The organism is Candidatus Halobonum tyrrellensis G22 (assembly GCF_000495475.1).
GTDB lineage: Archaea > Halobacteriota > Halobacteria > Halobacteriales > Haloferacaceae > Halobonum > Halobonum tyrrellense.
This window is the reverse complement of the sequence record NZ_ASGZ01000028.1, coordinates 24,324-44,337: the sequence shown is the minus strand read 5'-3', so window position 1 is coordinate 44,337 and position 20,014 is coordinate 24,324. Positions and strand designations below refer to the sequence as shown.

21 protein-coding genes, 1 tRNA gene and 1 pseudogene are annotated in these 20,014 nt (G+C 71.6%); 8 read left to right on the top strand and 15 right to left on the bottom strand.

Annotation, left to right across the window (positions count from 1 at the left end; genetic code table 11):
• Positions 1-22: 22 nt before the first annotated feature.
• Both K933_RS08270 and K933_RS08265 read right to left on the bottom strand, forming a co-directional pair.
• Positions 23-229 (bottom strand): hypothetical protein, encoded by a 207-nt coding sequence (locus tag K933_RS08270; RefSeq protein WP_023394257.1) that lies wholly within the window; start codon positions 227-229, stop codon positions 23-25.
• A gap of 61 nt (positions 230-290) precedes the next feature.
• Entirely contained in the window at positions 291-1,448 is a 1,158-nt protein-coding gene (locus tag K933_RS08265) for a pyridoxal-phosphate dependent enzyme (protein ID WP_023394256.1), read from the bottom strand.
• Between the two features lie 258 nt (positions 1,449-1,706).
• Here K933_RS08265 and K933_RS08260 point away from each other — a divergent pair, with 258 nt between their 5' ends.
• From K933_RS08260 to K933_RS18670, 4 genes are all read left to right on the top strand, one after another.
• Positions 1,707-2,357 (top strand): DUF7282 domain-containing protein, encoded by a 651-nt coding sequence (locus K933_RS08260; RefSeq protein WP_023394255.1) that lies wholly within the window; start codon positions 1,707-1,709, stop codon positions 2,355-2,357.
• Positions 2,358-2,494: 137 nt separating this feature from the next.
• Positions 2,495-3,121, top strand: coding sequence for a DUF7282 domain-containing protein (locus tag K933_RS19230; RefSeq protein ID WP_080509235.1), 627 nt, complete (start codon positions 2,495-2,497; stop codon positions 3,119-3,121).
• A gap of 196 nt (positions 3,122-3,317) precedes the next feature.
• Positions 3,318-3,887 (top strand): DUF1684 domain-containing protein, encoded by a 570-nt coding sequence (locus tag K933_RS08250; RefSeq protein WP_023394253.1) that lies wholly within the window; start codon positions 3,318-3,320, stop codon positions 3,885-3,887.
• A gap of 51 nt (positions 3,888-3,938) precedes the next feature.
• Positions 3,939-4,115 (top strand): hypothetical protein, encoded by a 177-nt coding sequence (locus K933_RS18670; RefSeq protein WP_023394252.1) that lies wholly within the window; start codon positions 3,939-3,941, stop codon positions 4,113-4,115.
• 317 nt (positions 4,116-4,432) lie between these two features.
• Here K933_RS18670 and K933_RS08245 read toward each other — a convergent pair whose 3' ends face one another.
• Genes K933_RS08245 through K933_RS08235 form a run of 3 tightly spaced genes read right to left on the bottom strand, consistent with a single transcriptional unit; the run spans position 4,433 to position 6,918 of the window.
• A complete protein-coding gene (locus K933_RS08245; protein ID WP_023394251.1) occupies positions 4,433-4,729 on the bottom strand; it encodes a DUF6360 family protein in 297 nt (98 codons plus the stop codon).
• A 16-nt stretch (positions 4,730-4,745) separates the two neighbouring features.
• The gene (locus tag K933_RS08240; protein WP_023394250.1) at positions 4,746-6,524 is read right to left on the bottom strand and encodes a nitrite/sulfite reductase; all 1,779 of its coding nucleotides are present in this window, start codon (positions 6,522-6,524) and stop codon (positions 4,746-4,748) included.
• A 43-nt stretch (positions 6,525-6,567) separates the two neighbouring features.
• Positions 6,568-6,918: a hypothetical protein gene (locus tag K933_RS08235; RefSeq protein ID WP_023394249.1), complete on the bottom strand. Its 351-nt coding sequence runs from the start codon at positions 6,916-6,918 to the stop codon at positions 6,568-6,570.
• A 311-nt stretch (positions 6,919-7,229) separates the two neighbouring features.
• Between K933_RS08235 and K933_RS18665 the strand changes: the two genes are divergently transcribed.
• Positions 7,230-7,376, top strand: a complete 147-nt coding sequence (locus K933_RS18665; RefSeq protein WP_023394248.1) for a hypothetical protein — start codon at positions 7,230-7,232, stop codon at positions 7,374-7,376.
• Between the two features lie 156 nt (positions 7,377-7,532).
• Here the strand turns inward: K933_RS18665 and K933_RS08230 are convergent, their stop codons facing one another.
• Complete coding sequence (locus K933_RS08230; protein WP_023394247.1) at positions 7,533-7,841, bottom strand: HalOD1 output domain-containing protein; 309 nt, start codon at positions 7,839-7,841, stop codon at positions 7,533-7,535.
• Between the two features lie 569 nt (positions 7,842-8,410).
• Positions 8,411-8,559: transfer RNA gene (locus K933_RS17950), tRNA-Met, on the bottom strand.
• Positions 8,560-8,703: 144 nt separating this feature from the next.
• On the opposite strand from K933_RS17950, the gene K933_RS08225 reads away from it, so the two are divergent.
• On the top strand, positions 8,704-9,858 hold the full coding sequence (locus tag K933_RS08225; RefSeq protein WP_023394246.1) for a DUF7115 domain-containing protein: 1,155 nt from the start codon (positions 8,704-8,706) through the stop codon (positions 9,856-9,858).
• Positions 9,859-9,912: 54 nt separating this feature from the next.
• On the opposite strand, the gene K933_RS08220 is transcribed toward K933_RS08225, so the two are convergent.
• Positions 9,913-10,284 (bottom strand): DUF5830 family protein, encoded by a 372-nt coding sequence (locus K933_RS08220; protein WP_023394245.1) that lies wholly within the window; start codon positions 10,282-10,284, stop codon positions 9,913-9,915.
• A gap of 113 nt (positions 10,285-10,397) precedes the next feature.
• Between K933_RS08220 and K933_RS08215 the strand changes: the two are divergent.
• Positions 10,398-11,080: pseudogene (locus K933_RS08215) on the top strand (VTT domain-containing protein).
• A 28-nt stretch (positions 11,081-11,108) separates the two neighbouring features.
• On the opposite strand, the gene K933_RS08210 reads toward K933_RS08215, so the two are convergent.
• Complete coding sequence (locus tag K933_RS08210) at positions 11,109-11,546, bottom strand: GNAT family N-acetyltransferase (protein ID WP_023394243.1); 438 nt, start codon at positions 11,544-11,546, stop codon at positions 11,109-11,111.
• Between the two features lies 1 nt (position 11,547).
• The gene (locus tag K933_RS08205; protein WP_023394242.1) at positions 11,548-12,915 is read right to left on the bottom strand and encodes a DUF92 domain-containing protein; all 1,368 of its coding nucleotides are present in this window, start codon (positions 12,913-12,915) and stop codon (positions 11,548-11,550) included.
• A 165-nt stretch (positions 12,916-13,080) separates the two neighbouring features.
• On the opposite strand from K933_RS08205, the gene K933_RS08200 reads away from it, so the two are divergent.
• Positions 13,081-13,689, top strand: a complete 609-nt coding sequence (locus tag K933_RS08200) for an undecaprenyl diphosphate synthase family protein (protein WP_023394241.1) — start codon at positions 13,081-13,083, stop codon at positions 13,687-13,689.
• Positions 13,690-13,780: 91 nt separating this feature from the next.
• On the opposite strand, the gene K933_RS08195 is transcribed toward K933_RS08200, so the two are convergent.
• The 5 genes from K933_RS08195 to K933_RS08175 form a co-directional block, all read right to left on the bottom strand.
• Entirely contained in the window at positions 13,781-14,188 is a 408-nt protein-coding gene (locus K933_RS08195; RefSeq protein ID WP_023394240.1) for a hypothetical protein, read from the bottom strand.
• 142 nt (positions 14,189-14,330) lie between these two features.
• Complete coding sequence (uppS, locus tag K933_RS08190; protein ID WP_023394239.1) at positions 14,331-15,332, bottom strand: polyprenyl diphosphate synthase; 1,002 nt, start codon at positions 15,330-15,332, stop codon at positions 14,331-14,333.
• A gap of 118 nt (positions 15,333-15,450) precedes the next feature.
• Entirely contained in the window at positions 15,451-16,380 is a 930-nt protein-coding gene (locus K933_RS08185) for a mechanosensitive ion channel family protein (RefSeq protein WP_023394238.1), read from the bottom strand.
• A 154-nt stretch (positions 16,381-16,534) separates the two neighbouring features.
• Positions 16,535-18,238 carry a Coenzyme F420 hydrogenase/dehydrogenase, beta subunit C-terminal domain gene (locus tag K933_RS08180; protein ID WP_023394237.1) on the bottom strand — a complete coding sequence of 568 codons (1,704 nt, stop codon included), beginning with the start codon at positions 18,236-18,238 and terminating at the stop codon, positions 16,535-16,537.
• A complete protein-coding gene (locus K933_RS08175) occupies positions 18,231-19,949 on the bottom strand; it encodes a nitrite/sulfite reductase (RefSeq protein WP_023394236.1) in 1,719 nt (572 codons plus the stop codon). Before K933_RS08175 ends, K933_RS08180 begins: the two co-directional genes overlap by 8 nt.
• Positions 19,950-20,014: the final 65 nt, after the last annotated feature.

Genomic DNA, 20,014 nt, shown 5'->3' with positions numbered 1-20,014 from the left:
TGTCGTCCACCGCGGTCCACTGTTACGTCCGCCGGTCGGCGACGAGGACCGCGACGGCCCAGAGGACGGCGAACGCCATCACCGCGACCCCGAACAGGTAGTACGGGTTCCCGACGTCGGGGCTGGTGAGGAACGCGAACAGCGCGAACGACGACCCCAGCAGGACCGCTCCCGCCGCCCGGGGGTCCGGGTCGTGCGCGTCGAGGAGCGTCCGAACGGCGGCTGACACGGGGGGAGATACCGGGCGAGCGGGCATAGTGATTGTGCCGCGGGGAGCGACCCGTCGGGTCTCAGTCCGCCCGCAGCGCCCCGGCCAACCCCTCGCGTCGGACCGTCTCCACCGACTCGGGGGGCGCGTCGTCGCCGTAGCCCGCGCCCGTCGCGACGAGTACGACGTCCTCGCCCGCCTCGATCTCGCCGGCGTCGCGGAGCCGACCCAGCGCCGCCAGCGGCGTGGCCGACGCCGCCTCGACGCGGAAGCCCGCGCGGGCCATCCAGTCGCGCGCGGCACCGATGTCGTCGTCGTCCGCCGCGAGGACGGCGCCGCCGGTGGCGCGGGCGGCGGCGAGCGCGCGGGTTCCGCTGGGCGGGTCGGGGTTGGCGATGGAGTACGCCACCGTCTCGCCCACCTCGTCGGGTGCGAGCCGGACCACCTCCTCGTCGCCGCGGTCGAACGCCGCCGCGACGGGCGCGCAGGCCGCCGCCTGCACGAGGTAGAGCCGCGGCGGGTCGTCGACGAGTCCCGCGGCCTCCGCCTCCCGGAGCGCCTTCCACGCCGCGCTGGCGTGGCCGCCGCTGCTGACCGGCATGACGACGGCGTCCGGCACGTCCGGCGCGCGTTCCGCGAGCACCTCCAGTACGGTGGTCTTCTGGCCGGCGACGCGGAGCGGCGAGTCGGAGTTGACGAACTCGACGCCCGCCACGTCGAGCGAGTCGTGGTACAGTCGCCCGTAGTCGCCCTCGACGCGGACGACCCGCGGCCCGTACGCGCCGATGCGTGCGAGCCGTTCGTCGGGGATGTCCGCGGGGACGAGCACCACGCAGTCGAGGTCGGTCCCCGCGGCGTTCGCGGCCATCGAGGCGGCCATGTTGCCGTGCGAGACGGTCCCCACCCGCTCGCGGCCGGCCGCGAGCGCGGCCGTCACGCCGACGGCGCTCCCGCGGTCCTTGAACGACCCGGTGGGGTTCGTCCCCTCCAGTTTCACGTGGACGCGCGCGCCGTCGGCGTCGAGCGTCGGCGCGCGGACCAGCGGCGTCCCGCCCGCCGCCGTCGCCAGCCCCGACTCGGGCCGGCCGACGGGGAGGAGCGACTCGAACGCCCACACCCCGCCGGCGTCCGCGTCGGGCCACGCGACCCCCGCCGGGTCCGTCTCGTACCACAGCGGTTCGCCGCAGTCGCACCGCTGGCCCGACTCCGCGCGCGCGCCACAGGCGTAGCAGGTGAGCACGGCTCCACGCGCGCGGTCGGCGGGCGTAAAGTTCACGCCCGCCGGCGAGCGTGAGAGACCACTTTCCTGATACGAACGGCGGTCTTCGCTCGTCGAATCCCGTGACTACCGACGTCGACCGACCGCCCGGAGTGTGCATCGTCACCGTGCCGTATGCCGACTAGCCGCGTTCGAGACCGACGGCTTCTTGGACGTCACCGCGGAAATTCCGCCACTCCGGTGTCTGTCGGCACCGCGAGAGTTCCACCGAACGTCACCATGAAGGACCGATACATCGTCTCCGCTGTGGTACTGCTCTCCGCCCTCGCCGGGGCCGTCGTGGCCCCCGCCGTCGCGGCGGACACCGCGCCCGCCGTCCAGGCTCAGACCGCCGACAGCAACGCGAGCGTCACGTACGACGACCAGACCGCCGCCGACGCGGTCGTGATCGAGTCGGCGACCCTGCCCGACGGCGGGTTCGTCGTCGTCTACAACGAGAGCGGGGGCCGGGTCGGGACGACCGACGCGCTCGACGCCGGCACCCACGAGAACCTCACCGTGAACGTCTCGCCGGCGTTCGACCGCGACAGCGTCTCCGTCGCTGAGGCCCACCGCGACAACGACAGCGACGGCGCGTTCGACGCGACGACCGACGTGGCGTACACCGAACTCGGCGCCGCCATCAGTGACACCTCGTTCGTGACGGTGAACGACTCGGCCGCGTCGACGGAGTCGCCGGCCGACGCGACGACGACCGACGGCACGACGGCGGCCGACACCGCCGACGGGTCGGCGACCGCGGCGAACGACGGGTCCGCGACCGACGGCGCGACGGACGCCGACACGACCGAGACGACCGCGCCCGGGTTCACCGCGGCGTTCGCGGTCGCCGCGCTCGCGGCCGTCGGACTGCTCGCCGCCCGCCGGTAACGGCCCCCGCGGACTCGACGGGCCGACCGGCGACCGTCCGGTCGTTGCGGCCCGTTCTGCCGGTTCGGCCGGTTCATTCTTCATCACGGGGTTTCAAGTGGACCGACACGCCGACGTAACAGCGTCAACTACCGACAATGAATCGACGACACCTCATCCCCGCCGTAGTACTGCTCTCCGCTCTCGCCGTGGTCGGCGCGCTCGCCACCCCCGCCGTCGTCACGACGGCGACGGCCCAAGAGGCGAACGCGAGCCTCACGTACGACGACCAGACGGCGACCGACAACGTCACCGTCCAGTCGGCGACCCTGCCCGACGGCGGGTTCGTCGTCGTCTACAACTCCAGCGGCGCCGTCGTCGGCACGACCGACGCGCTCGACGCCGGCACCCACGAGAACCTCACCGTGAACGTCACGCCGCCGTTCGCCGCCTCGGGGGTCTCGTTCGCCGAGATCCACCGCGACAACGACAGCGACGGCTCGTTCAACGCCACGGTCGATACGGCGTACAACACCTCGACGGGTAACGCGATCAGTTCGACCGCGTACATCACCGTCGAGGACGGCGAGACCACGACCGAGGCGACCGAGACGACCGAGGAGACGACCGAATCCGACACGGAGACGACGACGGTCGCGATGACCGAGACCACGGCGGGCGAGGAGACGACCGCCGAGGCGACCGCGACGGGCGGTCCGGGCTTCACGCTCGTCGGCGCGCTGGTGGCCGTCGTCGCCGCGGCGCTGCTCGCGCGCCGGACGTAATCCGGCGCCGAATCGAACCGACCCCCACGTCCGCCCGTGTCGGTCCGTTCGACCGACCGCGGCGGCCGGGGTCGACGCCACGGCCGCGTTCTCGCCGACCGACCGTACCCCGAGTCGACCGACCGGCGGGCGGACCCGCCGCGGACCGCGGACCCGAAACGGGCCACTCAAACGGCTGGCGCGGCAACGCGCCCGCATGCCCCGGAACGAGGACGACGCCGCGGACGACGAGACGTGGGCGGCCGACCTGCGCGCCACCCGCGCCGAGAAGGACGAGTTCCTCGCCGACCACCCGCAGTCGCCGCTCCCCCCCGACGAACGCGAGTCGTTCGACGGTCTCCCCTGTTTCGACCCCGACCCCGCCTACCGGGTGCGCGCGACGGCGTCGCTCCCCGACGACCCCGAACCGGTCGACCTCACCGTCCGCAACGGCGAGGCGATGCGGTACGTCCCCGCGGTGTCGTTCTCGTTCGTCCTCCCCGGCGACGACGGCGAGTCGACGCTGACGGCGTACCGGCAGGGGGACGACGAGGAGGCGTTGTTCGTCCCGTTCCGCGACAAGACCACGGGCCAGGAGACGTACGACGGCGGGCGATACATGGACCTGCACCCGGAGGGAACTCTCGGCGACGGCGACGAGGTGACGCTCGACTTCAACCTGGCGTACACCCCCTTCTGCGCCTTCTCGGACGCGTTCGCCTGCCCGCTGCCGCCCGAGGAGAACTGGCTCGACGCCGCGGTGCGCGCTGGCGAGCGCGCCCCTTGAGGCGGCGCCGGAAAGCAAACCTCATTACCTCCGCCCACCGGAGTCTCCCGTATGGAAAGCAAGGCGATGATCGGGGCGGCGCTGATGGTCGTCGGTACACTCCTGTTCCTCCCGGGCCTCCTGATCGGAGTCGAGACGCTGGTGATGGTCGGACTCGTCGTCGCGACCGCCCTCCTGACCGCCGGCACCTACCTCGTCGGCACGAGCGAGAAGGGCCGCGCGGTCTGACCGGCCGCGGACCCCGGCGACGGACGGGTGGAGGCGGGAGCACGGCGTCCCGAACCCGCCGGAACCCGCGTAACGATCCAGTAGGGAGCTAGTAACTACGTGCGCGTCGGTCGTCCCCCCGACAGGGTCACACGGTGACCCGGACGCGGACTCGCGGCCGGTCCGCCCCGGATGAAGCGGGCCGGCCAGACGGGGACGGCCCGTCCGGGAGTCCCCGTCGGGCTCATGGTTGGGATGGAACGGCGCGCGCTCGCCCGCCTCGGGCGGGGCGCGACTCGTTTCTCGGAGGACGGACCGACCCGCCGAGCGGCGGCCGTCTACTCCTCGTCGGCGTCTTCGGCCGCGGCCTCGACCCGGCCGGCGTACTCCTCCAACTCGGCGGCCAGTTGGCGCGCCTCGCCGGCCGAGAGGGTGACGCGGTCGGCGTGGGCGGGGAGCGTCTCCAGGTCCGCGTTGTCGAGTTCGAGTTCGAGCGTCACGGCCTGGGGGTTCGTCCGCGGCGCGGTGACGTTGAGCACCGCCGGAGCGTCCTCCTCGAAGTCGTGACCCTCGGCCTCGCCGTCGAGGAAGTCGAACGTGGTGTACGCGTTGATCCGCAGTAGCCTGTCCGGCATGCGTGTCGGGTCCGACTCAGTCGTCCGCGACCGGCGAGTCGTCGATGGGCGTGCCGTCGGCGCGGGCGGGCGTCGGCCGCGCGTCCATCGAGTCGTCCTCGGCGTACGGGTACCACGTCATCTTCGTGTTGTGCATGTAGGGGTCCTCGTAGTCGGTCTCCTCGGGTTCGACCAGTTCGGCCAGCGTCTCCTCGTCGGTGCGCTCGACGAAGTCGCGGAAGCTCTCGCCCCCCTCGCGCCGTTCCTCGAAGTTGCCGAGCAGGTTGCCGATGGCGCCGGGCACCTCGTCGGCGGGGACGCGCTGTTCGACCCAGTCGGCGAAGCGGGGGTCCTCGCCCAGGCCGCCGCCGAGACCGATGTCGAGCGCCTCGACCGGTTCGCCGTCCTTGCGGGTCTTCATCCCGCGGAGGCTGACGTCGGCGATCTGCGGCTGTGCACACGAAGCGGTACAGCCCGAGAGGTGGACGTGGAAGTTCTCGACCCCGTCGGGGAGGTCGACGTTCTCCTTGAGCCACCGGGCGTACCGCACCTGCCGGTTCTTCGTCTCCACGATGGACAGCGAGCAGAACTCCGTGCCCGTACACGCGATGGAGCCGCGCATGAACGGGTTCGGGTCCGGGCTGTACTCCTCGAGGAGCGGTTCCTCGAGGAACGCGTCGAGGTTCCCCTCGGGCACGTCCGTCACCAGGACGTTCTGCCGCTGGGTCAGCCGGACCTCGCCGGAGCCGTACTCGTCGGCCAGGTCGGCGAGTTCGAGCACGTCGTCGGCGCCCATCCGCCCGACGAGGACGTTGAGTCCGACGTAGTAGTTGCCGTCCGCCTGTTCGTGGACGCCGACGTGGTCGTGGTGGCCGCCGTCGGCGCGCCCGGAGTTGTACGTGTACGACTCCCGGAGGTTCTCGCCGGCGGTCTCCAACTCGAAGTCGACGAACTCCTCTTGGAGGGTCTGGCGCATCTCCTCGGTGCCCATCTCGTCGACGAGGAACTTCATCCGGGCGTTGTAGCGGTCCTCGCGGTCGCCGTACTCGCGGAACAGCGCCGACAGCGCGCCGCCGACCGCCTCCGCCCGTTCGGGTTCGACGAACACGTCGAGCGACCGCGAGAGACGGGGTTCGTTGCGCGAGAGACCGCCCCCGACGCGGATGTTGAAGCCGCGGCGGCCGTCCTTCTCGGCGGGTTCGTACGCGAGGTCGTTGATGTCACCCTGGCCGCAGCCCTCGCGGCAGCCGGTGACGCTGACCTTCCACTTGCGGGGGAGGTTGGTGTGCTCCTCGTTGCCCTTGAACGTGTCGTGGAGGTTCATCGCGACCGGCAGGGCGTCGACGTGTTCGTGTTTGTCCTTGCCGGCGACCGGGCAGCCGACGATGTTCCGCCAGGAGTCGCCGCAGGCCTGCTGGGTCGAGAGACCGTTCGCCTCCAGTTTCTCCCAGATGTCGGGGATGTCCTCCAGCCGGATCCAGTGGAGTTGGATCGACTGGCGGGTGGTCCAGTCGGCGTACGCCGCGCCGAACTCGGGGTTCTCGCCCGGCCCGCGGGCGTACTCGTCGGCGATCTCGCCGACGACCCGCAGTTGACCCGGCGTGAGCACGCCGTTGGGCGTGCCGATCCGCATCATGAAGTAGCTCTCCTGGCCGTTCCGCTGGTGGTACAGTCCCCACCACTTGAACCGCTCGAACCAGGCGTCGTGTTCGTCCTCCGGGATGGAGTCCCACCCCTCCTCGGCGAACTCGAGCATACGCTCGCGGACCTCCCCGCCGTACGCCTCGGACTTCCACCGCTCCACGTCGGTTGGCATGGGCGTACGAAGTTCACCCACACGCCTAAACGGCCGCTCGCCGTCAATCCTCCCCGCGGCTTCCCGATGGGAGATATTCTTGCCGATAGCTGTCCGCCGACGGTGCGACCCGGACAGTCCGCGTCGACAGCGGGTAGAAGGAGCCGCGGATCACCCGTCCGACCGCGAGCGGTCCGACCGTCGTCGCCTCCCCACACCGCACGCACGTCCCGTACGCCTCCACGCCGACCGTCCGACCGTCGACGGCGACGCCGGTGAACCCCTCGACGAGGAAGTCGCTCACCGCACAGTCGCACGCACCCACGACGGGCCAGAGTTCGCTGACCGAGACCCGCCGCTCGTCGTCCACGGAGACCCACGCGCCGTCGTCGAGGATTCGAAGCGAGACGACCACGCCGCGGCTTCGGCGCCGCGACGGGTAACCGCATCGGCGAGCGCAACGACCGACGACTCCGACGACGCCGACGCGCCCGCCGACCGGGAGACGGCGTCGGGGTGCGGTCGAACGGACCGTCCCCGAACTCGGCAATCGCCGCCGGTAGTCCGCAGCGACGGTAGGGCTTGTCGGGTGCGCGACCTTATCCCGTGCGGGGACCGTCGAACCCGTATGGGGATTCGACATCCGACAGAGCACGCGTCCGCGGACGCGGCGCCCGAACTGTTCGAACGCGATCCGACGGCGGCGGACGCCGGGGAGCGCGAGCGGTGAGCGCGAACCGAGAGGAGACCGACGCGCCCGACGAGACGCCCGGCGACGACGACGACCACCTCACGGACGTGCCGGACGGCGCCGGCTGCACGGAGATCTGGGAGCACATCTCGGAGCGCCGCGACGCGGACGACGGCGAGTAACGGGGTCGAACGGGGGCGAGACCGGGGAGACGCACGCTACTCACCGAACGCCGACACGCTCGTCTCGGTCGACGGAACCGCTCGTCTCGCCGGCGAAAGCACCGCTCGCGAGCGGTGGGACGGAGGACGGGACCGACAAGCGGGGGAGGGAGAGTTCTAGCGGTCGTCGGGGGTCGGTTCGACCAGGACCCTGCCGTCGGCGCGGACGCTGACGAGGAAACCGTCGACCGGGAACTCGACGGTGAGGTCGGCCGTCCGCGGCGCCGCCCCGCGGAACAGGCCGTCGAGCGCGTCCGCGTCGACGTACTCGTGGAGCGAGAACCCCACGTCGGTCGCTGGCACGTCCTTGACGGCGGCGATGGCTCGGACGACCGCGACGCTCGGTCGCCCGCCGTCGTACCTCGTCTCGAACGTGCGCGTTCCGTCCGTCACCAGAAACCGGCCGTCGCCCCCGGCGTCGTCCATGGGACATGGTCGCGAGCGGGACAGTATAAGCGGTGACCTTTGGTTTATCGATATGGTTTTCGAATAGAAAAAGAACTAGCTCGTGTCTGATATAACTAATGTTCGTGAACGTTCGGTGACCGGTACGCGGTCCGACGCCGCCGCGCCGGACCCGTTCCGGGGCGGGGAACGAGCGGGTCGGTCCCCGGCGGAAGCGGCGCGCTCCCGATCAACGTGTTAAGCCTACCGGTCCGTCAAATCCCGATTTCAGTCTGGCATAGGTTTATTGCTCTGGAGGGAGAGGGGAATATTGTCCGGTTCACCCGGATATGACACACTCGGTCGCGGGCGGCTTCCGGCCGCCGTCGCGGCCTTTCTACCGAACTCGACCGGCCAGCCGCGTCCACGTCGACGGGGTCGAACACGCTGAGCGGCGCTGCGCCGCCGACCGCGCTCGGAGCCGAACCTCGCCGTCACGCGCGGCGCTGTTCGACGTCGGGGAACCGCGCCGGACGGCCGACGAGTCGTCGACCCGTCGCTCGGGCGGTGGCGGGCGACGGACTCCGCGGACGGACGCGAGAGGAGAGGAGTGCCGGGGGTGGGCTCCGAACCCACGATCTCCGCATGACCCAGGTACGAGGCTCGGCGGGCCCCGTTGGGGCGGAGGCTTCCAAGGCGGTCCGCACCGAATCTCGAAACCCTATGAGTGCGGCGCTATGTCCAGCTAAGCCACCCCGGCTCACCTCCACGTCGTGCGGTCTCGCCCTTGAACCTTCCCATCCGAGTCGACCGCGTGAGACGCCCGCACGCGGCGGACGGCCGCGAGTATCAGTACGTGCCATCGACCCGCGGATTTAAGCCCACTCACTGACCACTCGGGGACATGAGCCTGCCGGAGTTGGTTCGGGGGGAGTTGTCGGGGGAGGAGCCGGTCGCACGGGTCGGTCTCGGGGGGGACGACGAACTGGTCGTGACGCCGACGCGCACGCTGGTGTACCGCGCCGACGGCCTGCTCTCGGACGAGACGGTCGAGGAGTACCCGCACGGCGCCGAGCGCGTGTCGGTCGCCGAGTCGCGCCGGAAGGCGAAGCTGACGCTCGACTACGGGCTCGACGGCGAGGAGACCGTCGCGATTCCGCGCGACCGGCTGGCAGAGGTGCTCCACCCGGTGCTCGCCGGCGTGCTCTCGACGGCCGGCGTCACCGACCCCGGCGAGACGGTCGAGCGGACGTTCCGCTTCTCGGAACTCACGCTGGTCGTCACGAGTTCCCGGCTGGTCGAACACGTCGGTACCGCCGTCTGGGACGAGGAGTTCGAGGAGTTCGCCTACGACGACGTGACCGACGTCCGGTTCGAGGAGGGGAGCGTCGCCACCTCGGTCGTGCTCTCGGTCGACGACCGGCAGGAGCGGTTCAAGACGCCGACCGCCGAGTCGCGCGCCGTCCGCGAAGCCGTCACCGACGCGGTGTGCGCCTACTACGACGCCGCGTCGCTGGAGGCGTTCCGCGCGCTCTCGGCGGACGCCGACGGCGCCGACGAACGCGACGGGGAGGGTGCGACCGTCGACTTCGGCGACGGACCGGAGCCGCTGTCGGCGAGCCCCGCCGCGGCGGCCGACGCCGCCGACGGCGCCGGCGAGCGGCCGCGGTCTGACGGCTCGGAGCCGACGGCGACGGACGCGGACGCGACCCCGGACGGAGCCGAACCGGGGGCGGACGCCGGAACCGGTCCGGCGGACGGCGTCGCACGCGGTGGAGCCGACGGTCGGGGCGTCGGAGCGGACGCCCGGCCGACCGCCGGCGACGGCGCGGACGCTGCGGCCGGTGGCACCGACGCCGACGGATCGACCGCGACCGACACGGCGGGCGCCGTCGACGACGGGTTCGCGGAGTCGGGGTTCGAGACGCCGGCACCCGCCGACGGCACGGCGGCGGAACTCGCCGAGCTCCGGCGGGCGGTCGACCGTCAGGGGGAGCGACTCGACCGCCAGGCGGAGCTGATCGAACGGCTCGTCGAGGAACTCCGCCGCGGTCGGTGAGCGGCCGGGGCGAGCCGAGCCGGTCCCCACGCGCGGACAACACGCGGGCCGGCGCTACTCCCGCCCCAGCACCTTCCGAACGCACGAGGAGCCGAACGGTCCGACCTCGCCCGCCTCGAACCGGACGAAGTGACCCGTCGAGATGCTCGCCCCACAGCGCCGGCAGTCGAACTCGCCGTCGCGTTCGACCACCTGCGCGTCGAACCGGACGAACGCGCCCGTCCGCCTGACGCTGACGCGTGCGTCCTCGCGGTCGATGACGCCGCGGACCTCGGCGGTGTCGAGTATCTCGCGGGTGAGCGCCGGGTCGGTCGTCACCGTCTCGATACGGTCCATCGCCTCCGCGAGCGGCAGGTCGTCGTCCTCGACGTGTGCGAGGAGTTCGACCCCGAGTTCGACCGTCTGCGAGCGGGTCCCGTCCGGCACGTCGTCGACGGTTCCGGTCGCGGCCGCTTAAGCCCGCCGGCGCGGGGTCGGGCGAGCGGCCCGACGGCGGCCCGACCGCGCTGTTTTTGCCCCCCGCTCGCCGAGTGGGTCGCGTGAACCGCCGCGCGCTCGCCGCCGGCGCCGCGCTGGTCGCCGTCGCGGCGGCCGCGTGGCTCACCTCCCCCGCCCTCCTCGTCGACCGGCTGACGTGGCTCGCCGCCGACCCGCTGCGGTTGGCGGCGGCGCTGGGTCTACTCGCGGTCGTCCGGCCGTTTCTCGCGTGGCCGACGACGCTGCTCGCCGTCGTCGCCGGCTACGGCTTCGGGCTGGCCGGCGCGCCGCTCGCGCTCGGCCTCATCACGCTCACCAGCGTGCCCCCCTACTGGTTCGCCCGGCGCGGACGCGACGGCTGGGGGGGCGGTCGGCTGTCGGCGCTGACGACGCGCGCCGCCGGGGCGGGCGAGCGCGCCGTGTCGGTCGCGGGCGGCGCCCGGTCGGTCGCGGCCGTGCGCCTGGTACCCGTCCCCTCGGACGTGGTGAACGTGGGCGCGGGGCTGGCGGGCGTCCGCCTCCTCCCGTTCCTCGCGGGCACCGCCGTCGGGGAGGTGCCGTGGGCCGTCGCGGGCACCGTCGCCGGCGCCTCCGCGGGTCGGGTGGCGGGCGGGGGGTGGCGGCCGCGTTCGACCCGCGGTTGGTCGCGGCGGCGGCGCTCGCCGGACTCCTGTTGTTGGTCGGTCCGCTCTACCGCCACTACGCGGCGGCGTCGGAGCCGTCCGCGCCGTCGACCGAGCGCTGACCCCGCCCCCGCTCGTCCGGTCGGCTCCCTACTCCGGGCCGGGTCGCCGTTCCCCACTCCCGTCGGGCGGCCGCGCCATGAACAGCGCGTCGCCGTCGTCGTAGAAGCCGGGGCGGCGGCCCGCCTCGCGGAACCCCTCGCTCCGGTAGAGCGACAGCGCGGCCGCGTTGTCGGGCGCGACCAACAGCGTCACCCGGCCGTCGGCGGCCGCGAGCGCGCGGCGGAGCAGCCGGCGGGCGCGCCCCTCGCGGCGGCGGTCGGGGTGGACGACCAGTTCCGCGACGTGAACGTCGTCGCCGTCGACCGGAAGGAGGTAGCCGACGGCGTCGCCGGCGTCCGTCTCGCTCACGAGGACGCGACCGGCCCGGAGTCCGTACGCGAGCAGGTCGGGACTCGGCTCGCGGAGGTGCGACTGTAGCGCCCGCAGGGCGGGTTCGTCCGCCGGAGTACCGCGTCTGACGGGCACGCTACACCGCCAGCAGCGCGACGAACGCGGCGAGCGCGAACCCGACGCCCGCGATGGCGCCCGACAGCGTCGCGAGGAAGTTCACCGTCTGGTTGCCGAACCGGTCGCCCTCGACCGTGGCGCCGAGCAGGCTGTCGACGCTCATCCCGACCACGCCCGCGCCGGCGACGACGAGGAAGCCCACGCCGGTCGTCGCGGAGCCGACGGGCATTAACACCGCCGCGATGGCGCCGACGAGGGCCGCGCCGACGACCCCCGCGAGTTCGCCCTGCCACGTCACCGCGCCGTCGGTGCCGGGGTCGACGGGTTCGAGCGTCGTCACGAGCCGGGGGTCGTCGAACAGCCCGCCGAACTCCGAGGAGAGCGTGTCGGCCATCGCGGCCGCGAGCGACCCCGCGAACGCGAACGCGAGCAGGTCGTGGACGGGCCACCCCAACACCACCCGGCCGGGCAGGAACCGCGCCGCCGCCGCCGCCGCGACGACGGCGACGAGCGCGACCGTCGCGTTCCCGAGTACGTTCCCCGTCCCGCGCGCGCCGTCGTTGTCCTCGGCGACGCCACGCTCGCGTTTCACCTCGTAGCGGAACTTCGAGGAGAGACCGCCGACCGCGAAGAAGGTGATGAGGACGACGAACCAGCCGTACCCCCCGAGGACGACCGTGACCGCCGACAGCAGCACGCCCGTGAGCATCCCCGTGATCGAGGCGACGTCGAGCGCGTACGACAGCCAGCCGAACGCGACGGCGACCGCCAGCCCCACGGCGACGGTCGTCGCCGAGACGGTGCCGACGAGCGCCGCGAACAGCCACAGCAGGAACGCGACCGTCACCATCACGAGCGCGTCGTCGCGCGCGAACAGCACCGAGCGGAACAGCGCGGCCACCAGCGCGCCGACGGCCGCGAGGAAGACGAACTCGGGGACGCGAGCCGGCACCAACGAGTCGGCGACGGCCGCGGCGGCGGCCTGTCCGGCCGTCCCGGCGAGGAAGCCGCCGGCGAGGAACCCCACGGTGGTGAGGAACTCGTCGGTCGTGTGCGTCCGGACGAGTTCGTGTCCGAGGTTGCCGAACGCGACGAGCAGCACCGTCGCCACGAACACGCCGTCGGGCATCGGTGCCTCCCGGACGGCGGTCAGGATGGCCAGCCCGGTCGCCGCGAGCCCGAACCCCGCCAGCCCGTTGAGCCGGCCGTCCTCGTGGTCGCCCGGGCGGGCGAACAGTTCGAACAGCGGCCCGTCGTCGACCACGAACGCGGCCAACACCGCCACGGCCGCGAAGGGCGCCGCGGCCGCCCACCCGAACCGGGGGGCCGCGAGCGCCAGGGTCGCCACCGCGGCGAACCCCCCGGCGCGCCGGAGTCGGTGTCTCACGACCGACGGTATCGCCGACGCCCACTTAACGCTCCCGACATCCCACGTTCGTCCATCCCGGCGTATCGGCCGCCGTCGGCCGCGATACCGGCGGTCCCGGCGGCGATGGGTTCGGGCGGACACGGGAGACAGCCTTTTGGTGGTCACCCGAGGACGACCCTCGTAGTGGGTCTCTACGACAGGTATCTCTCCGTCCGCCATCGCCGCCACCCCGCCGCGCCGCCGGCGCACGTCGCGGTCGTGTTGACCGAGCGCGACCTCCTCGAACAGGGCGCCTACGAGACGCTGGAGGCGTTCCTCGGCTGGGCGTTCGAGTACGGCGCCGACCGCGTGACCGTGACGGTGTCGGTGCTCGACGAGGCGGTGGTCGACACGCTGGCGCGGGAACTCGCGGAGGTAGACGCCCCCCGACGGCTCGCGGTCCGGACGCCCGCGGACACCCAGCGGGCGGACGCGCCGGTCCGGGTCAACATCGGTCTCGGCGGCAAGCGGGAGTTCGCCGCCGCCGTCCGCGACGTCGCGGAGGCGGTCGAGGCGGGCGAACTCGACCCCGCGGAGATAGACGAGGAGGACATCGAGTCGCGGCTGGTGTTCCCCGAGGAACCCGACCTGGTGATCAAGACCGGCGCCGAACGCCTCTCCGACTTCCTCATCTGGCAGTCGGTGTACTCGGAACTGTACTTCACCGACGTCAACTGGCGCGACTTTCGCGAGCGTGACTACCTGCGGGCGGTGCTCGACTTCCAGAACCGCCAGCGTCGGTTCGGCCGGTAGACCTGCCCTCCGCACGAACCAAGCGCGGTGTGTGCTGCGCTGTTCGGGTCGACGCGTCGGAAAAGCCGGGGGTCGTCGTGGTGCGTGCCGACTACTGGGACGCCAGCCACTCGCGGGCTTCGTCGTCGGTGGCGAACACCCGGAACTCGAAGTCGGGGTGGATCGAACTCAACTGGGTCTCCACCTTCGACATCTCCATAGTCGCGATGGCGGAGTCGGCGTACACGCCCGCACCCGCCCGGACGCCGTGGTCGATGAGGCTCGGGATCCACTCTTCGGCGAGCCACTGCTTGTCCGCGTCGTCGTGGGTGGTGACCTTCTGGGTGTTCACCACGTACCGTTCGACTCCCTTCTCGGCGATGAACGACTCCCACTCGCGGGCGATCGACCGAAACGTCTCGCCCGTGACGAAGGCGTTCCACGTGAACACGGGCACGCCCAGTTCGCTGTCGTACTCGACTACCTGTTCGTTCGTTTTCTTGACCAGTTCCGGGGACACGTATCGCCAGAATCAACCCCTGTACATGTACCCTCCGTTCGAATTATCCGTGTTGAAAACTCGGGGGCGTGCCTGCGATGGGACGTGAGGCGCCGTCGGAGGTCGGCGTCGGAGAGGGGAGAGAGACGGCCGTCGGCGGGGCTCAGTTGGTCGACTCGACGGGCTCGCGCCGTTCGGGTCGGTCGGGTCGCTCCGCCCGTTCGGACCCCTCCGACCGCTCGGAGCCGTCGGGCAGGTTCGACAGCACCTCCTCCACCTCGCCGGTGTCGCTCCCGAGCGTCCCGCGGAGGCGACCCGCGACGGCGCGGGCGTCGGCGAGTTCCACCTCCGCGAGCGCGCGGACTAGCGATGCCGCCCGTTTGGTGCGGGCGCGTCGCCACGACTCCTCGCGCGCCTCGTACGTCCGGATGGCCCGCAGGAAGTCCACCTTCGAGAACTCCGGCCAGTAGGGCGTACAGAAGAACGCCGCCGCCTCGTTGCCGTTGGCGTGCCACGGCAGGAAGTTGGAGGTGCGCTCGTCGCCGCCGGTCCGGATGATCAGGTCGACGTCGCGGACGGTGCCGCGGTGGAGCCGCGACTCCACCTCGGCGACGCCCACCTCGTCGGCCGCGAGGCGGCCGTCGGCCACGTCGCTCGCGACCGAGCGGACCGCGCCGAGCAGTTCGTTCCGGCCGCCGTACGCCAGCGCGATGTTGAGCGTGAACTCGTCGTACCCCGCGGTCCGCCCCTCGGCGTACGTGACGGCCTCGCGGACCCGGTCCGGGAGCAGGTCCACGTCGCCGATGGCGCGGATGCCGACCTCGCGGTCGTGGACCCGGTCGGCGTCGGCGAACTCCAACAGCTTGGATTCGAGCAGGTCGAACAGCGGTTCGAGTTCCTCGGGCGGCCGCTCGAAGTTCTCGGTCGAGAAGGCGTACAGCGTCAGTTCCTCGACGCCCATCTCCGAACACCAGTCGAGCACCCGCTCGGTCGTATCCGCGCCCGCGCGGTGGCCGTCGGACGCGTCGTCCCCGTTCGAGCGCGCGTACCGACGGTTGCCGTCTTGGATGATGGCGACGTGCGTCGGCGCCCCGTCGACCTCGCGGCGGAGGAGCCGCTCGTAGGCGGACTCGACCGCTCCGGCGGCCCGGCTTCGAAAACTCACGTTGGCGGCTACTGGAACGTCGAGGGATATGTGCCTTTGCCTCTCGCTCTCGCCCGCGATACCGGCGGTGACGCGCTCCCGGCCGGCGTTCGGCGCGCTCCCGACAGTTCCAGCCGCGTTACCGGCCGCCCTCGCCGTCCACGTCGTCGACGCCCGCGTCGAGTCCGCCGCCGGCGTCCGCACCGTCCGCGACCGACTCGACCACTTCGACCTCCCCCGTGAGCTGCCGGTAGACGTACGGCATGTCGATCCCCTCGGCGTCGAACCGCTCTTTGACCGCCTGGACGAACTCCGACTGCACGCGCACGAAGTCCGCCCGGTCGGGGTCGGCGATCCAGATCCGCGACTGGAGACCGACCGCGCTGTCGCCGAGTTCCGTCATCCGAACCGACGGCGCCGGGTCGTCGAGCACCCCGTCGGTCGCCTCCGCCTCCTCGACGATTGCGTCGGTCGCCCGGTCGATGTCGTCGTCGTAGCCGATGCCGAACAGGAACTTCTGGCGGAGCGTGTCGTACGCCACGGGGTTGGTGATCGCGTTGTTGGCCAACTCGCCGTTGGGGACGGTGACCCGCTCGTTGTCGAACGTCCGGACCCTGCTCACGCGGAGGTCGATGTCCTCGACCCGGCCCGACATGTCGTTCCACTCGATCCAGTCGCCCACCTCGAACGGCTTGTCCTTGAGAATGAACACCCCGGCGACGAAGTTGCCGATGAGGTCCTGGGCGGCGAACCCGAGCGCGAGCGCGAGCGCGCCGCCGAGCGTCGCGGCGGCGGTGAGGAAGCTGGGGAAGCCGGCGACGGTGAACGCAACCGCGAGCGCGACGAAGAAGACCAACGCGCCCACGAGGCTGTCGGTGAGGCTCCGGACCGCCTCGTCGAACCCGCGGTTCGCCATGATCCGTCGTACCAGCGGCGCGACCACCAGTTTCCCGAGGAGGTACACTGCGACGAAGCCGACGACGAAGTATATCAGCTGTCGGAGGTACGCCTCGGCGTTCGCGAACACGTCGTTGAAGGTGACGCCGAACTGTAGGGCGGCCGGATCCATGTAACGGCCCGGCTTCGGGGGGTCTTATAAAGAAGGTGGCGCTCCACCCGGTGGTCACAGACGAACGTGAGACGGGGGGACCGCGCTCGACCGGGCGAGGCGACTCACGACCCGCCCGACGGGACCGCGCTCGACCGGGCGAGGCGACCGGCCCTCAGTGGTCCGCCTCGTGGGGGTTCATCTCCGTTCCGTACCACTCGGCGTGCTCGGTGTACTCGATGAACCGGGGGGCGTCCGGGTCGAACGGCCGTTCGAGCGACTCGAACGCGTTCTTCTTGTCCCACCCCTGGAGTTTGCCGACCGCCGAGCGGTCCTCCAGGTCGTGGTAGTCCAGGTCCGGTTCGGTCAACTCCCACGCCTTCAGTCCCTGTTCGGTGCGGACGACGACGCTGGAGAACTCGTCGCTCGACCCGACGGAGCCGACGGTGACGTCGGCGCAGTAGCCCGTGAAGTCGGCGCACTCGTCACACCCCTTGAGCGCGGCGTCGTGGAAGTTCGACACGTCCTCCTCCAGGATCAGGTCGTGGTCGTGGTCGTACACGCGCATCTCGCCGTCGAGCACGTCGAGTTTGCCGATCGCCTCGGGCTGGATGTCGCGCTTCTCGGCCAACTGCTCGCCGATGAGCCGCTGGTGGTTGAAGTTCTTCGTACACATGAGCGCGATGGCGTACTCTATCGACCGGACGCCCTCCTCTTGGGAGCCGTACTCCCACTCGAAGTCCTGGAGCGCGCGGATCCCCTCTATCTCGCAGGGCGTGCCGACGAGCGCGAGGCTGGCCTCCGCCAGCGGCACGTCGAGTTTGTGCTCCCAGCGTTCGAGGTCGAGGTTGCCGAGCGCCATCGTCTGGTTGTAGAAGCTCCCCGCGTTGGCGACCACCTCGGCGTGACTGGTGGCGAGGAAGCTCTCGGCCTTCCACGGCTCGTCGTCGGACTCCGTCGCGATCAGCGCGCCGTCGATCTCGCCCGCCTCAAGCAGGTGGCTCAACAGCGAGGTGACCACGCCGCCGTCTTGGGCGTTACGCTGCCAGCTCTCGCCCACCCGCGCGGAGAACTCCGTGATCGGGTCGCCCGCGCCCTTCACGTTGTCGTCGCCGCCCGTGATCTTCCACTGCCGCTCGTAGCGGAGGCCGCCGCGGGGACAGAAGTCCCAGCAGAGCGAACAGCCCGTACACATCTTCACGAGTTCGGGCAGGCCGTCGTCGCCGATGCCGATCGAGTCCGACGGGCAGGCGGCGACGCAGGTGCCACACTGGATACACCGCCCCTCGTCGATGACGGCGGCGTCGAGTTCCATGAACCACGTCTTCTCGTCGGGCGTCTCGATGTCGTTCATCCGGCTCCGGATCGAGTAGCCCGGCGTGTCCAGATCCGCGCCGTCGGGGACGCCGACCCGCTCTGCGGGGTCGGTCGAGACGTCCTGGCTCTCGCCCGTCCGCGGTTCGGTGAACGAGAGGTCCGTGAGGGTGCCGTCGGCGTCGACGTTCGAGGGGGTCGTCCCGCCGTCGGCGGCGGTCCGGTCGGCGTCGGACGCGCCGTCGGCGCCGCAGCCGCACCCCCCGCCGCAGCCACACGCGTCCCCGCTCGCGTCCGGGTCGCCCCCGTTCGAGCGCCCGTCCGACGCCCGGTAGTACCGGATCGGCTTCCCCTCTCCGCGCTCGGGGGCGGGGTCGGGTCGACGGCCGCCCCCGCGACCGCTCGCCGGCGGCACCGTCGGGTCGCCGTCCGCGCCACTCTCGCCGGCGTCGGGGACGCCCGGGAGCGGTCCGTCGCTCGCGCCGTCCGTCCGATCTACGCCGTCGGCGCCCTCCGCGAGTTCGGGCGCGGCGTCGGCGGGTGCGTCGCTCGACCGCTCAGTCATCGGCCGCCACCCCCCCGGAGACGTCGGCGTCGGCGGCTTGCATCAGGCTCCTGAGTTCGGCGTTGTCGCGGCGGCGACACCACTCGTAGAAGCGCTCGCCGTCGCGCCGTTCGTCGGCGTACGCCGCGAACAGTTGCTCCAGAGCCGGGACCACCGCGTCGGCGGGCACCGCGGTCTCCACCCAGTCGAGGAACTCGTTGTCGCTCCCGAGGCTGCCGCCGAGTCCGAAGTCCATCCCCTCGACGATGTCGTCGTTGTCGTCGTCCGCGTCGTCGACGCCGGTCTTGACCGTCTCGCCGCGGAAGCCGACGTCCGCGATCTGCGGCTGTGCGCACGACGCCGAACAGCCGGACATGTGCATCCGCACCACCTCTAAGTCGTCGGGCGTGTCGACCCGGTCGTCGAGTTCGCGCGCCCACCGCCGGACCCGGCGCTTGGTCTCGATGATGCCGTAGTTGCAGAACTCCGAGCCGGTACAGCCGACCGCGCCCCGCGAGAACGGTCCCGGGTCGGGCTGGTAGTCGGCCGCGAACGGCTCCGCCAGCAGGTCGTCGACGTTCCCCTCGGGGACGTGGGTGATCAGGAAGTTCTGGTCGGTGGCGAGCCGTACCGTCGACTCGTCGGTGCCGTACTCCTCGGCGGCGCGGGCGGCCGCCGCGAACTCGTCGCCGCCCATCCGGCCCGCGACGACGTTGAACCCGACGTACCGCAGTCCCTCCTGCTTCTGGTCGTGGACGCCGACGTGGTCGCCGGTGTACCCGACCGTGCGGTCGGTCCCCCGCGTCGGCAGGTCGACCGAACACCGCTCGCGGACCGCCTCCTCGAACGCCTCCGGGCCGACCTGTTCGACCAGGTAGCGCATCCGACAGACGCCGCGGTTGTGCCGGTCGCCGAGTTCCTTGAACGTCTGGGCGACCGCGCGGCAGAACTCCACCGCGTGTTGGGGCGGGACGAACACGTCGAGGTCCGACGCCATCCGCGGGCCATCGGAGAGGCCGCCGCCGACGCGGACGTGGAAGCCGTACACCTCGTCGCCGGACGCGCCCGCCCCGCCGTCGAGCGTCTTCCGCGCCGGCGTCAGCCCCACGTCGTTGATCTGCGACTGCGCGCAGTCCTCCCGGCAGCCGGTGACGGTCAATTTGAACTTCCGGGGCAGGTTGGCGTACTCGCGATTGCCCGTGAAGAAGTCGGAGACGGCGTCCACCACGGGCTGGGCGTCGAAACACTCGTGGTCGGTCAGCCCCGCGGCCGGACAGCCGAGGACGTTCCTCGCGGAGTCGCCACAGCCCTGGACCGTCGTCAACCCCACCTCGTCGTACCGCTCCCAGATGGCGGGCACGTCCTCGACTTCGATCCAGTGCATCTGGATATCCTGCCGCGTCGTCACGTCGAGGAACGCGTCGCCCCACACCGGGTTCTGGTCGCTCCCGCCGTGTTCGGGCGGCGCGGTGGCGTACTCGTCGGCCACCTCGCCGACCACCCGCGCCTGTTCGGGCGTGAGCCGTCCGCCGGGCACCTTCGTCCGCATCATGAAGTAGTCGTCCTGCCGGCCGTGGGCGTACATCCCGGCCCACTTGAGCCGCTCCCACTCCCCCTCGCCGGCCCGCGCCTCGATCTCCTCGAACGAGAGTCCCTCCTCGGCGTACGCGCGGACGTCCTCGATCACGTCCAGGGGGTGTTTCTCCCGTTTCCACTGCTCGACGGTGTTCACGGGGAGGAACTATCACGAACGTATATCGACGTTCCGGGGCGGGCGAGTTCTGCTCCCGCTCGCGG